The following is a 13934-nucleotide window of genomic DNA, read 5'->3' on the forward strand; positions in this document are numbered from 1 at the left end:
ATATTCTATGCAAGGCTCTTTTCTTAAACTTTGTTGCTTTTTGAACAAAAAGTTAATGATTGTACTGTGCTATTATAGAAAACAGCAAAACTTTAATAAGAAAAGAGCTTGCACACTAAATTCAAAGGTGCAAAATAACTATTGTCACGTTAAAATCGGCTTTAAGATTTTAACAACATCGTTACGAAAACAGCCTTATGCAAAAATAATCTAAATATTCCTTCATAGATAACATTAATGGTAACATCAGTAGCCAAACTGTCAATAAACGCATTTTGTCTTATTTTGCTTTTTGTTTTTTCGACATTATTCTTCAAACGCAAAAAGATGAGACATTTTACAATAGTCTCATCTTTTTGGTGTATTATTTTTTATTCATTTAAGTTAAATCGTTTTCCCGTTACTAAATAGATTACATTTTCTGAAATATTGGTTGAATGATCGGCAATTCTTTCAATAAAGCGGCAAACAAATGATAGTTGAATAATCTGGTTCGTAGCGTTCGGATTGTCTGGAACCATTCCAATAAGTTCATGAACCAAACTGCCAAACATTTTATCCACATCATCATCTTTTTCTGCACATTTCTGTGCTAGCATCACATCTTCATCAATATATGCCTTTACTGCCATAGATACCATTTCAAGTGCACGGTCCATCATTTTCGGAATATCCAAGATTTCTTTAAAGTGCTTTTCATTACCAATATGGATAGCAGCTTTTGCTATATTCACTGCCATATCTGCCATTCTTTCAACTTCAGATGAAACCTTTAAGGCTACATTCAGTGTTCGTAAATCTTTGGCAACAGGTGATTCCCGGGCTATCAGCATCAAAGCTTTATCATGAATTTCATCTTCTAATGCATCAATTTTATCATCACCGGCAATTACCTGATTAGCCATTTCAATATCATGATTAATAAGGGCACTGAGTGAATTGCGAACTGCTGTTTCAGCTAAATTTTCCATTTCTAAAAGCTTTTCTTTTAAATCAACTAATTTACTATCAAATTTTGATCTTGTACTCATTCCATCACCTCATTATCCAAATCTTCCTGTAATATAGTCTTCGGTCCTCTTATCTTTTGGAGTGGAGAAGATTTTACTGGTTTCTGAAAATTCTATCACTTCTCCACTTAAAAAGAAAGCAGTTTTCTTTGATATACGTGCAGCTTGCTGCATGTTATGGGTAACGATTATAATACTAAATTCCCTTTTTAATTCCTGAACAAGCTCCTCAACTTTTAATGTCGAGATAGGATCTAATGCGGAGGTAGGCTCATCCATTAAAATTACATCTGGCTCAATGGCCAGGCAGCGAGCAATACATAGGCGCTGTTGCTGACCTCCTGATAATCCATAAGCATTTTGATTAAGACGGTCTTTTACCTCATCCCAAATAGCGGCACCTCTTAAGCTTTTTTCAACAATCTGATCTAAAATTTTCTTGTCACGAATACCGTGGATTTTAGGGCCATATGCAACATTTTCATAAATAGATTTTGGGAATGGATTTGGCTTTTGAAATACCATGCCTACTTTTGTCCGCAATTCTTCTACCTGATAAGATTTATCAAGGATATTTTTTCCTCTATAAAGAATTTCACCGTCTGTTCTTACACCGGGAACTAATTCAATCATTCGATTCAAGGTCTTAATATAAGTTGATTTTCCACATCCTGATGGTCCAATAATTGCCGTAACTTCATTCTCCATAATATCTAGATTTATTTTCTTTAGGGCTTGATTATCACCGTACCATAAATCTAAGTCTTTTGTTCTATAAACAACTTGTTTTTCCACTGGATTGACAATTTTTGCACTAGCTGTAGTTTCCATCATTGTTTGCCTCCCTAATCATATCCATTTAATATCTCTTTTGAAATTTATTTCGAATCAATACAGCAATTGAGTTCATAACGATTAACATAAACAGTAATACGATAATACCTGCAGCCGCTAATGCATGAAACTCTACTTGAGGACGACTGGTCCAATTGTAAATTTGCAATGGCAACACGGTCATGCTATCTAATACTGTTCTTGGTAAAAACGCAAGGAATAATGGCATACCGAGGACAACAAGTGGTGCTGTTTCTCCGATTGCACGTGAAAGTGCAAGAATCGCCCCAGTAAGTATTCCTGGAATAGCGGCTGGTAGAACAATACGAACAATGGTCTGCCATTTAGTAGCTCCTAACCCAAATGACGCCTCTCTTAATTGACTAGGTACTGCGCGAATTGCCTCCTGCGATGCCACAATAATGACAGGCAAAATAAGTAAGCTCATAGTTAGACCTGCAGCTAAAACGCTTGTCCCTAATGCTAATGCACGTACAAATACAGTTAATCCAAGTAATCCAAATACGATGGAAGGGACTCCTGCTAAATTAGAAATATTAACTTTAATGAAATTTGTAATTAGGTTATCTTTAGCATACTCTTCGAGATAAATGGCAGTCCCCACCCCTAGCAATATTGAAACAGGTGCAACAACAGCCATAAGCCACAGGGTCCCGATTAATGCAGCATAAACACCTGCTCTCTCAGGCTTCCTTGAAGGAAGACTTTGTAAAAATTGCAAATCTAAATAGCCAAGTCCTTGAGAGAATATCCGATATAATAGTATTCCTAATATTAATAAAACAAACATGGTTAATGCAAAAAATATCCATTTTGAAAATGTATTTTTAGATAATCTTGGTTTCATCCGCTTTACAACGGAATCATGATTAATTAAATTCATTAATATTCCTCCCTAAAACGACGGGTGATGTATTGAGCTAATAAATTCATCACTAACGTAAATACGAAAAGTGTCATACCAACTGCGTAAATGCTATAGTAGATTGTCGTACCATAACCTACATCACCTTGACTAACTTGGACAATATAAGCAGTCATCGTTTGAATGGAGCCTGTCAAATTCCATTCCAGATTTGGAGTAGAACCACCCGCAACAGCCACAATCATTGTCTCACCAATCGCCCGTGATATAGCCAATACAATGGAGGCAACTATCCCTGAAACAGCAGCAGGTAATACAACTTTAATGGCTACTTCAAACTTAGTTGACCCCAGTGCAAGGGCACCTTCACGCATTGCATTAGGAACCGAAGTCATCGCATCCTCTGAGAGAGAAGCAATCATCGGTGTGATCATGATTCCAATTACAATTCCAGGGCTTAATGCATTAAAAATTTCAAGGGATGGTATAATCTCACGTAAAATGGGAGTAACAAAGGTTAATGCAAAAAAACCATAAACAATCGTTGGGATTCCCGCTAATACTTCTAATATCGGTTTAATAATTCTGCGAATTCGATCTGTTGCATATTCACTCAAATAAATGGCTGCTGCTAATCCGATTGGAACAGCAACAATTGCTGCAATAAGTGATACCTTTAGCGTACCCATCACTAACGGTAGAATTCCGAATGAACCATTGGTTTCGGAAAACGGATACCATTTTTTGCCAGTCAGAAAATCTTTAATCGATACAACATCAAAAAATAAGAACGTTTCAAAAATGAGTGTAAGAACAATACCAATTGTTGTTAATACAGATACCGCCGCCGTAAGGAACAAAATATAAGGCATAATTTTTTCGGTAATTCCTCCGGCGCTCTTTCTTTTTTTCTTCTCTTGAATCATTTTCTGAACAGAGAATGTTTTTGTATTTTGAGTACTCAAAATGAAAACCCCTTTCATTCCAATGACAAGATGAGAAGCACATTTTTCGCGCTTCTCATCTATAGAATTATTCTAATTCTTATTTAAGAGCTTCTAGTTTTTCTAAATCTTTTTTGTACTCTTCTTCAGGTAATTTCACGTAACCAACATCCTCTGATAATGTTCCTGAATTTTCAATAGCAAATTTAACAAAATCATATACTGCTTCGTTATCCTTAACAGCTGCGTTATTTACATATGTGAATAACGGACGTGAAAGGGGTGCATATTCGCCTGATTCGATTGTTTTATTGTTAGGCTCAACAGGACCTTCGCCTCCATCGATTTTAACAACTTTCAATGAATCTTTATTCTCTGCATAATAAGCATATCCGAAGTAACCGATTGCGTTCTTGTCGCCTTTAACACCTTGCACTAATACATTATCATCTTCAGAAAGTGTAGCTTTTTGAACGATTGGAGCTTCTTCAAGAATTACTTCATCGAAATAATCAAACGTACCTGAGTCTGCACCAGGAGAGTATAATTTAATCTCTTCATCCGGCCACTCTGGGTTAACGTCGGACCATTTTTTTACTGTTCCATCTTCGATCCAAATTTTCTTTAAATCATCAATTGTTAAGCTTTCAACCCAGTCATTGTCTTTATTTACTACTACTGAAAGTCCATCATAAGCTAATTTAAATTCAGTAACATCAATTCCTTTTTCAGTAAGTGCAGATTGCTCTTCATCTTTAATTGGACGAGAAGCATTAGCAAGGTCCGTTTCACCTGCGATCATAGCCTTAAATCCGCCACCAGTTCCAGATGAACCAACAGGAACTTTTACACCAGGCTGTACTGCACCATATTCTTCAACAATAGCTTCCATAATTGGGAAAACTGTAGATGAACCGTCTATTTTAATCTCACCTTGAAGTTGCTTTACTTCTTCACCAGCTTGTTCTTTGTTGTCTTCAGTTCCTTGTGCGCCACAAGCTGCGGTTACCGCAAGAACTCCAGTCATCATTGCTGTTAATGCTAATTTTTTAAAGCTTTTCATTGCTTTATTCCCCCTAAGAGTTTGGTTTGTCGAATTGTGTTCGTTTTGCTTACAAGACTAATAATATACCCCTTCTGTAAAGCTTGTTTTAATGAATTGTAAAGGTTTTGTAAAAGCATGTATGTCTTTTGTAAATCACAAAGAATTTTGCTTACAGTTATATTGTGCACTTTTATAAAAAAAAAAAACCTGACTCAATTGAGCCAAGCTGTAAATAATCTTTTATTCATTTGTTTCTTGTGTGTTCGTGCTTTCATTGTTAACTTCGTTAGTTTGTACCTCTTGATTGGTTTCTGTTTGATCTTGTTTTTTTAGATTAAAATAAGTGTCCATTACTCTCTTACCAATAATATTTGCTGTAGCCGGACCGCTGTTTCCTTGGTATGCCCATGGAACCATAACAGCCATAGCAACCTCTGGATTATTAGATGGTGCATAGTTTACTAGACTCAGATTCATTACTTTAGGCGGTTCTTTTCCAAACTTCTTTCGCTCTGGACCATCATAGTAAGCTTGGGCAGTCCCTGTTTTACCTGCAGGACTGTACTCCGCACCCTTAAAGGTACTAACACCAGTACCATCCCCTACCTGCATAACCATTCTAAAGCCTTCCTGTACACGGTCTATCCATTCGTCCTTGCCATCAATTCGATTTAATATATTTGGTTCGATCTCTTGTACTATCGGACCCAATTCATTATTCTCGAGAACAGGTTCACGAATTTCCTTTACGATATGCGGCTGGACACGATACCCGCCATTTGCAATCGTTGATATATATTGTGCTAATTGCATAACAGTATAGGTATCATACTGACCAATTGCTAAGTCAAGAAGTAAACCCGACTGTTTCGTCGGTCCAGTATAACCGGTACTCTCATTTGGAAGGTCAATTCCTGTTTTTGTTCCAAGACCAAATTGACTAAACGATTGACGCATTGTGTCAAAAGCAGTTAAGTCTAATGGCAGCGGCCTATTCGGTGAATATTGTCCATTGGCCATTTCAATCACTGTCTTCCACATATATACGTTTGATGATACTTGTAATGCTCTTAAATCATTGATCATCCCAAAGTTCTTCCAAGAAGACTTTGGTTGTGTATTTTTTATCAATAAAGGTGAATCATAGTGAGTTGAGCCTGGTCTAATGGCACCTGTATTATAACCTGTTAAGATCGTCGCCCCTTTGACAACAGAGCCAACTTCATAAGAGGTAGTTATATTTCCAAGAGCAAAATCACGCATTTCTTGTTTGTTTGTCTCAGAATTTTTTGCAATTTGCTTTCCAGCCATGGTTAATATTTCACCCGTATGCGGGTCCATTAGGACAACAAATGCACGGTCTAAAAGAGCAGACTTAGAATTTTGCTTTGCATTCCAAAGTTCCTCTTCTATAATTTTTTCAATCTCAAGCTGAAGATTCATATCAATGGTTAAGACAAGATCTTTTCCACGCTGACCTTCTGAAATCACTTCAGTGGATAAAATTTTACCGGCTTTATCCGTTATATTTTTCACTTTGCCTTTTTGTCCATGCAGTACATCCTCATATTGCAGTTCAATATAGCTTTTACCGACCCGATCATTCCGGTTATAGTCACGAGCAAGATATTCGTCTAGTTTATCTTTTGGCAGCCCTTCATCTGATGACGAAACATTTCCAAGGACGGTCTTTAATGTGCTGCCAAATGCATAATACCGTTCCCAATCCGTTGTTGTATCCACACCAGGTAAAGACTCTAGATTTTCACTGACAACTGCAAATTCTTCGGGAGTGACATTTTCATTTTTAACAATTTGTTGCGTTAAAGCATAACCACTGTTAAATTCTCTAAATATCGCCAGGGTTTCTAAATCTTGGTTGGATAAACTAGCTAGGTCCTCAGGTGTAATTCTTTTTAACTGGAGATTATAAATTTCTTTATCATCTAATTCTTTCTGATCGTATAAGTCCCATTCTTTTTCAGTAATTTTTTCTTTTGCTTTCTCGGGATTTTTTAATATCCAGAAATCCTGTTTATCACGTTCACGAACTTTTGAAATATCTTTATCAATCATTTTTGCCAAGACTTCGGCCGTTTCAATCATTTCCTCTTGACTTGTGTCTTGAAACTTTGTATACGTAATGGCATTTAAAGGAGTATTATCCACAATAATTTTGCCGTTACGGTCAAACATTTTTCCTCTTGGTACTGGGTTATTAACAGTTATATCTTCTGTCCGCTCAATTTCACGTTTAAAATCCTCACCATAGACGATTTGGACTAGACCTAAACGAAGAATAAGAACAGAAAACAACAAAAAGACAACCAAAAATACAATATTTAAACGAAAGGTAACATGTTCCTTCTTTTTCTTCTTAGTATTCAAGCTTTTCACATCCTTGCCATTTAGACATAATACATTTTATTTTAATAGAAAATCACACTTCTTTCTAGGAAAAACACTTACCAATTGACAAGGTCCGACAAAAACACCAGAAGACCTTCTAAATAAAAAAAAGCAATGAGTAATATGAATTACTCATCGCATTATGCTGTAGGTATTTGAACCCTTCTGACAAAAAAGTAAATGATTGAATGTCCTGCACCCAAAAATAAAAGCAGGATAGGGATACTCTCCTTTTCATTAAACCATGTTACAGCTGCCAGGAATGACAATATCGAAATAATTCTTCCTAAATTAATAAATATTTCTCGGACAACAATATACTCTATTCTCATTTCTGCTGCTTTCCAAGACGTACCTATTACATCATATGTCATTGACACATATGGCACTAGCAAGATTGGATAGGCCACTGCAATCATCGCTGCGTAAATAAGAAGTTTTACATAATTAACATCCCAGACGATTAATAAAACAGCTAAATAAAGGATAATGCCACCAATAAGGATGGCCTTTTTTCGCTTGTTTTTCTTAATTAATCGGGATGCAGCAAAATAGGCTATAAAGGAAATGCCTGAATTAATTAGTCCAAATGTTCCTAAAGCCAGTTCACTTTCAGTTGAGATGTAGACAAATACTGAAATAATAAATAAAAACGTACCTTCTCTAAGACCTTGAAAAAAATGGGCATTGGTGATCAGACGCCAGTTCTCATTATGTTTTCGTTCTTCTAAGATTCGTTTAAAACAATACTTCCCATTGGCAGGACGCGGCTTCAATGAAAAGCTCAAGAAAACAGCAAGTGCAAACAGTGACAAAGAAATCCCAAATACAATTGAATATCCTGTGAATTTCTCAAAACGTGTAATTATGATACCTGCAGCAATGGGTCCAATCATCCCGCCTGTTGAGGACAAAATTCCTAAAAAGCCATTAAAAAAATCCCTTGTTTCTGGTTCAGTTATTTCAAACGTCAATACATTATAGGCAAGCCAATAAAATCCATATCCAATACCGAGAAGGCTCCCTAATAGGAGTAAATAGGTGGAGGCATTTTTGCCGGTGATTAAAACCATCAAGTAAAATACAGCTAATGCAATGACTCCAATCCTTAACACTTTTACCCGATCTACTTTTTTTGCCCATCTCCCCGCTAAAATAAAGGTTAAAGGCTGTAAAATGACAATCGAAAGGTTATATAGTGCAAGATCAGAGAATTCTCCCGTTTGTTTCCATAAGTAAATATTCACAAACGTATTGGATAGTGCAACACTTAAAGAATATAACCCGCCAATAAACAATAACAACGTTAAATCTTTTGTTAATTCGACTTCACCTAAGAACTTAAACTTTTTCGCCATAGTAACTCCCCTTTGTGATAAGGGTTAGTCTTTAACAATCAGAAGGCGATTATACGAAAAAATAAAAAGACAGCTGAATTCAGCTGCCTTTTTAACGAATGATATTATTTTGCTGCAGTATATCTTTTTGAAACTTCATCCCAGTTTACAACGTTCCAGAAAGAAGCAATGTAATCAGGACGACGGTTTTGATAATTTAAGTAATAAGCATGCTCCCAAACATCAAGGCCAAGAATAGGTGTTTTACCTTCCATTAATGGAGAGTCTTGGTTAGGTGTGCTTGAAACTTCTAATTCACCATTATTTACAGAAAGCCATGCCCAGCCTGATCCAAAGCGAGTAGTTGCTGCTTTCGCAAACTCTTCTTTGAAGCCTTCAAAGCTGCCAAACTTGCTGTTGATAGCGTCAGCTAATTCACCAGATGGAGCACCGCCGCCATTTGGAGCTAGAATTTGCCAGAATAAAGAGTGGTTAGCATGACCGCCGCCGTTATTACGAACAGCTGTACGAGCCGCTTCTGGAACTGCGTCTAAATTAGCAATAACTTCTTCAACAGATTTAGATAATAATTCTTCATTGCCTTGTAATGCATTATTTAAGTTTGTCACATATGTGTTGTGATGTTTTGTGTGATGAATATTCATTGTTTCTTTGTCAATGTGTGGTTCAAGCGCATCATAAGCGTAAGGTAATTGTGGTAATTCAAATGCCATTATAATTTCCTCCTATGTAATAAAAAATTTTTCAGCCTTAGTTTTGTTAAAATTCAAAACTTTTTTTGAATATTCCTAAAGCTTCGTAGCTTAAGATTAACAAAGATAACCAGTTGTTTCAAATAAAATGCTTTCATTTACCTAACAAATTTACAATTTCCTTCTTGCTGGTATTTTATACATTTTCTGATTTGAGGAAAAACATTTCTTAATGTTTTCAATAAATTGTCATGTTTCACTTGTTGAAATGATGTTAATTAATGATTAAATCAAATTAAGGGATAAAAGGAGTGGGGATATATGCATAGAAGCAGTTTTTCTATTTATAGTTTATTGAATCAATTTTTCCAAAAGACTGAACCTATCCAAAGGCTCAAAGCGGGAACGGTTTTATTTCAAGAGAAGGATTCAGTTGAATATGTATACCTATTGCTCACTGGAACAGTTACTCTAGGGAGAGTTCACATGCGGGGAAAAGATTTTATTTTAAAAATTCTAAACAGCGGTGAATTAATCGTTGAATATCAACTATTTAAACATAATCCCCTTTATCAGTCGTATGCGAAGGTGCTAGCTGATAGTGATATTCTTGCTATAAAAAAAGATCAATTTGAAACATTCATCATGAATGACCCTGATGCCATGAATGCTTTTGTTTCTTGGTTGAGCACCAGTTACCTTAAAGCGCAAATGAAATGCCAGGACCTCATTATGAATGGCAAAAAAGGCGGCTTATACTCAATACTAATCCGACTTTGCAATACGTATGGTGTAATGACAGAGGATGGTATTCTTATCGATTTACCATTAACCCACCAGGAACTCGCTAACTTAACGTTTGGTACGAGAGAAGTCATTCAACGTGCTCTAAAAGAATTACGGGAAAAAGATGTCCTAACCTACAATCATCAAAAATTCACCGTAAAAAAAATAAGATACTTAAAAGAAGAAGTTGATTGCCAAAATTGTGCCCATGAGATATGCGGAGTAAATTAACAAAAAGACCTCCTCACAATTAATGTGAAGAGGTCTTTTCATTTATTACAGCACTACTGATAGGAAGTAGGCAATCATCAGTATTTGAATAATCGTTTTTGTTATAACGCTGCTAACAAATCCGACAACAGATCCAAATCCAATTTTTATACTCTCTTTAAAGTTTCTTTTATTTACTAAAAGCTCCGCACCGACTGCTCCGATAAAGGGCCCGATGAGAATCCCTAAAAACGGGATGACAAACGGCCCCACCAATAGACCAATCGTACTTCCCCATACCCCTGCTTTCGACCCGCCATATTTTTGAATCCCGATCATATTTGCAATATAATCCGCAACAAACAAAAGAATGATAAAGAAACCTTGCACAGTCCAAAAAAACCATCCAAAAGCTTCAAAGGAAAAAAAGACACCATATAATAAATACCCAGCTAAAAGGAACAACACACTTGGAATAATTGGATAAACGAGACCAATAAACCCGATGATAAAGAGTATTGATATGATTGACCAATAAACGATTTCCATGATTTATCCATCCTTTAGAAAATTTATTTTGTACTTATACGTATAAGTTCCCTAAATAGTTTCAGGAATCAACATTCTTGTTAATATTAACTCCTCAAGCTACAATAGAATGGTGAATCTTTATTAGGGTGGTAATCATGAATATTTTCAAACAATTTTATAAAAGTACACATTCTCCAAGTGACATAGCTTCATTTCGATTTCAGGGTATCGGAAAAACGATTTTATTTGTATTTTTTCTCACCTTCATATCTATTTTGCCTACCATCTATTACTTAAGCACATTGCTTACTGCTGGAATAGAAAGTACAAAATCAGTTATTACAGAAGATATCCCCTCCTTTACGATTGATAATGGGGTCCTATCTGCAGACAGTGATGTACCTATTACCATCGATAAAGGTGATTTTACCATTATTGTCGATCCCACCGGGGTTATTACAAACGAAGAGGTAGAAGACGAAGGTAATGCCATAGCATTGCTTAAGAATGAATTTGCAGTTTCTTCAGGAGGACGAATCGATACATATTCCTATTCCATGCTAGAAGGCTTAACTCTGACAAAAGATGACTTTAAAGAAATGGTCAATACTGTTGATGGAATGAAGGGAATTATTATTCCTATTATGTCGGCCTTTATCTTCCTTTTTTCAAGTGCAATAAGCTTTATAGAAGTTTCGATTTTAGCTTTGATTGGTTTGGCCTTAAAAAATTTCACAGGCAGAAGTATCAGTTACCGTCATTTATGGCGAATGGCTGCCTACAGTGTAACGCTGCCAACGGTATTCTTTACCATTATGGCTGCCCTTAATACAACCGTACCAAATAGCTTTATCATCAATTGGTTTGTAGAAATCATCATTTTATTTTTAGCGATAAAAGAAATTCCAAGTAAAAAAACAACAATCGAGAACTAACGCATCCACCGGATGCGTTTTTTTGTTCTACTTAGATGTGGACAAGCATAGGAATGTACAAACATTCCATTTTGGAGGCGTGTGACACATGAAAAGAATTTTCTTTTTTTTATTTGGACTTCTTACGATTTATGTTATATATATCGATTTAACAGCAGGTACTCTGCCTATGGACAAAACCCACACAGCAATAAAAACAGCGGTAACCATGTCTAGTTTTGAAAGTACAATAGAAGCATTCGAAGCCGAGGTGGAACCTGGTGATACGTTAATTTCTATTGTCGAAAACCATATTAAAAAACCTTTACCCGTCTCAATCGACCAGCTGGTTGAGGATTTCCAAAACTTAAACCCAGGGCTGGCTCCAGAAAAGATTCAAATTGGCTCCTCTTACCAGTTTCCTGATTACTCAAAATAGATGGACAAAAACATCTTCCTTGTCAAGATTCATAAAGGACTGATAAAATAAAAGGTGCGAGTTTAAACTAACTAGTATTCGAATCCAATTTGAAGGAGCGAATTTCCTTGAGTGAAATTACACATCGTACCAAAACACGTCCCGTTAAAGTTGGTAATTTAACCATTGGCGGGAGTAACGAATTATTTATACAAAGTATGACAACGACAAAAACACATGACGTTGAGGCAACTGTTGCTGAAATCAAACGCCTTGAAGAAGCAGGCTGCCAAATTGTCCGTGTTGCATGTCCAGACGAACGGGCAGCAAATGCAATTCCTGAAATCAAGAAAAGAATTAACATACCATTAGTAGTTGATATCCATTTTGATTATAAATTAGCGCTTAAGGCAATTGAAGGCGGCGCTGATAAAATCCGAATTAATCCAGGAAATATCGGGAAAAGAGAAAAGGTAGAGGCAGTCGTGAATGCAGCTAAAGAGCGTGGTATTCCAATTCGTATTGGGGTAAATGCCGGCTCACTTGAAAAACGAATCCTCGAGAAATATGGCTATCCAACAGCCGATGGAATGGTGGAAAGTGCTCTCCATCATATCAAGATCCTTGAAGATTTGGATTTTCACGATATTATCGTTTCCATGAAGGCATCAGATGTAAACCTTGCAATTGAAGCATATGAAAAAGCCGCAAAAGCATTTGATTATCCTTTGCATTTGGGTATAACGGAATCAGGAACCCTTTTTGCAGGTACCGTTAAAAGTGCTGCCGGACTAGGAGCGATTATAAGTAAAGGCATCGGAAATACACTACGTGTTTCTTTAAGCGCCGATCCCGTTGAAGAAGTTAAGGTAGCTAGAGAACTCCTAAAGGATTTTGGACTGTCGTCAAATGCAGCAACATTAATTTCATGTCCAACCTGCGGAAGGATTGAGATTGATTTAATCAGCATTGCAAATGATGTGGAAGAATACATTTCCAAAATAAAAGCTCCTATTAAAGTAGCTGTCCTGGGCTGTGCCGTTAACGGTCCTGGTGAAGCGAGAGAAGCTGATATTGGAATTGCTGGCGCTCGTGGTGAAGGGTTACTATTCCGCAAGGGTGAAATCGTTCGTAAAGTACCAGAAGATCAATTAGTCGATGAATTAAAAAAGGAAATCGATCTGCTTGCTGAGGAGTATTTCCAGAAGAAAGCGTTAGAGGAAGCGGAAGCAACCAATTAATACATCAAGAAACCCGGCAAAGCTGCCGAGTTTCTTTTTTGTCTAGTTTCAGCGCCTAGGGGCTCGGGGTCATAAGTCAATCCGACTAGGAGGTTAAAGAACAACCTCCCAGTCGGCTCGTCTTATGCCAGTCGCCCCTGGGAAAAAATGAACTGCTTTTTTCCTTGGTCAAGGCGCTTACACTTTTCATTTGCCCCTATATTCGCAAGCTGCTGTTAAAAGAACGGGAGGATAAAAATACCGACAACAATCGATAATACACCAATCCCGATTGCCCACGCCCCTAGACCCTCGGCCCCACGGCGTCTGGCAACGAACCCTAACACAATACCTGCTGCACCAAAAAGAATCGGCATGACAAACAGTGATAAAATAGATAGGACTAAAGCTGCCCATCCCATTCCTGTACCTGCATTTGTTCCTGTGCCAGTTCCGGTGTTATCTTTTAACCTTTCCTGGAAAACTGGTCGAGTAATAGAAACAGGTGCGGCTATTTCAGCAGCTGTTTCTTCTCTGTATTCTGAAGTGGTACTTTTTACTTCAGTGTTTGGACTTGGGAGATACCCAGCCACTTTCGTGTCTTTTTTATCTTCCATCAGAATCCCTCACTTTCAGTAATAGGAGCATTTATTATTGTTTGTAACTTTCAGCTTTTT

Annotated in this window: 14 protein-coding genes; 4 read left to right on the forward strand and 10 right to left on the reverse strand. The window is 36.8% G+C overall.

Annotation, left to right across the window (positions count from 1 at the left end; all coding sequences use genetic code 11):
* Window positions 1–371: 371 nt before the first annotated feature.
* The 8 genes from phoU to AC2TFD_RS22325 all read right to left on the reverse strand — a co-directional run bounded on the left by phoU (window position 372) and on the right by AC2TFD_RS22325 (window position 9199).
* Window positions 372–1031: a phosphate signaling complex protein PhoU gene (phoU, locus tag AC2TFD_RS22290; RefSeq protein WP_335513705.1), complete on the reverse strand. Its 660-nt coding sequence runs from the start codon at window positions 1029–1031 to the stop codon at window positions 372–374.
* Window positions 1032–1043: 12 nt separating this feature from the next.
* Window positions 1044–1841, reverse strand: coding sequence for a phosphate ABC transporter ATP-binding protein PstB (gene pstB, locus AC2TFD_RS22295; RefSeq protein ID WP_420489191.1), 798 nt, complete (start codon window positions 1839–1841; stop codon window positions 1044–1046).
* 28 nt (window positions 1842–1869) lie between these two features.
* Window positions 1870–2748, reverse strand: coding sequence for a phosphate ABC transporter permease PstA (gene pstA / locus AC2TFD_RS22300; RefSeq protein WP_335513701.1), 879 nt, complete (start codon window positions 2746–2748; stop codon window positions 1870–1872).
* Window positions 2748–3713: a phosphate ABC transporter permease subunit PstC gene (gene pstC / locus AC2TFD_RS22305; RefSeq protein WP_335568452.1), complete on the reverse strand. Its 966-nt coding sequence runs from the start codon at window positions 3711–3713 to the stop codon at window positions 2748–2750. The genes pstA and pstC overlap by 1 nt, the downstream gene beginning before the upstream one ends.
* Before the next feature lie 61 nt (window positions 3714–3774).
* Window positions 3775–4737: a PstS family phosphate ABC transporter substrate-binding protein gene (locus AC2TFD_RS22310; RefSeq protein WP_484673990.1), complete on the reverse strand. Its 963-nt coding sequence runs from the start codon at window positions 4735–4737 to the stop codon at window positions 3775–3777.
* Window positions 4738–4959: 222 nt separating this feature from the next.
* Entirely contained in the window at window positions 4960–7107 is a 2148-nt protein-coding gene (locus AC2TFD_RS22315) for a peptidoglycan D,D-transpeptidase FtsI family protein (protein ID WP_484673991.1), read from the reverse strand.
* 161 nt (window positions 7108–7268) lie between these two features.
* Window positions 7269–8486 (reverse strand): MFS transporter, encoded by a 1218-nt coding sequence (locus AC2TFD_RS22320; protein ID WP_335510497.1) that lies wholly within the window; start codon window positions 8484–8486, stop codon window positions 7269–7271.
* A gap of 104 nt (window positions 8487–8590) precedes the next feature.
* Window positions 8591–9199 (reverse strand): superoxide dismutase, encoded by a 609-nt coding sequence (locus AC2TFD_RS22325; protein WP_484673992.1) that lies wholly within the window; start codon window positions 9197–9199, stop codon window positions 8591–8593.
* Between the two features lie 300 nt (window positions 9200–9499).
* Between AC2TFD_RS22325 and AC2TFD_RS22330 the strand changes: the two genes are divergently transcribed.
* Window positions 9500–10195: a Crp/Fnr family transcriptional regulator gene (locus tag AC2TFD_RS22330; protein WP_484673993.1), complete on the forward strand. Its 696-nt coding sequence runs from the start codon at window positions 9500–9502 to the stop codon at window positions 10193–10195.
* A gap of 45 nt (window positions 10196–10240) precedes the next feature.
* On the opposite strand, the gene AC2TFD_RS22335 is transcribed toward AC2TFD_RS22330, so the two are convergent.
* The gene (locus AC2TFD_RS22335; protein WP_335510503.1) at window positions 10241–10723 is read right to left on the reverse strand and encodes a DUF456 domain-containing protein; all 483 of its coding nucleotides are present in this window, start codon (window positions 10721–10723) and stop codon (window positions 10241–10243) included.
* Window positions 10724–10860: 137 nt separating this feature from the next.
* On the opposite strand from AC2TFD_RS22335, the gene AC2TFD_RS22340 reads away from it, so the two are divergent.
* The 3 genes from AC2TFD_RS22340 to ispG all read left to right on the forward strand — a co-directional run bounded on the left by AC2TFD_RS22340 (window position 10861) and on the right by ispG (window position 13278).
* Window positions 10861–11640: a DUF1189 domain-containing protein gene (locus AC2TFD_RS22340; RefSeq protein ID WP_484673994.1), complete on the forward strand. Its 780-nt coding sequence runs from the start codon at window positions 10861–10863 to the stop codon at window positions 11638–11640.
* An 88-nt stretch (window positions 11641–11728) separates the two neighbouring features.
* Window positions 11729–12058: a hypothetical protein gene (locus AC2TFD_RS22345; RefSeq protein WP_484673995.1), complete on the forward strand. Its 330-nt coding sequence runs from the start codon at window positions 11729–11731 to the stop codon at window positions 12056–12058.
* A gap of 116 nt (window positions 12059–12174) precedes the next feature.
* Window positions 12175–13278, forward strand: a complete 1104-nt coding sequence (gene ispG / locus AC2TFD_RS22350; RefSeq protein ID WP_484676359.1) for a flavodoxin-dependent (E)-4-hydroxy-3-methylbut-2-enyl-diphosphate synthase — start codon at window positions 12175–12177, stop codon at window positions 13276–13278.
* A 215-nt stretch (window positions 13279–13493) separates the two neighbouring features.
* Here the strand turns inward: ispG and AC2TFD_RS22355 are convergent, their stop codons facing one another.
* Window positions 13494–13874 (reverse strand): hypothetical protein, encoded by a 381-nt coding sequence (locus AC2TFD_RS22355; RefSeq protein ID WP_484673996.1) that lies wholly within the window; start codon window positions 13872–13874, stop codon window positions 13494–13496.
* Window positions 13875–13934 lie beyond the last annotated feature (60 nt).

Source organism: Neobacillus sp. plas4, from assembly GCF_057221695.1.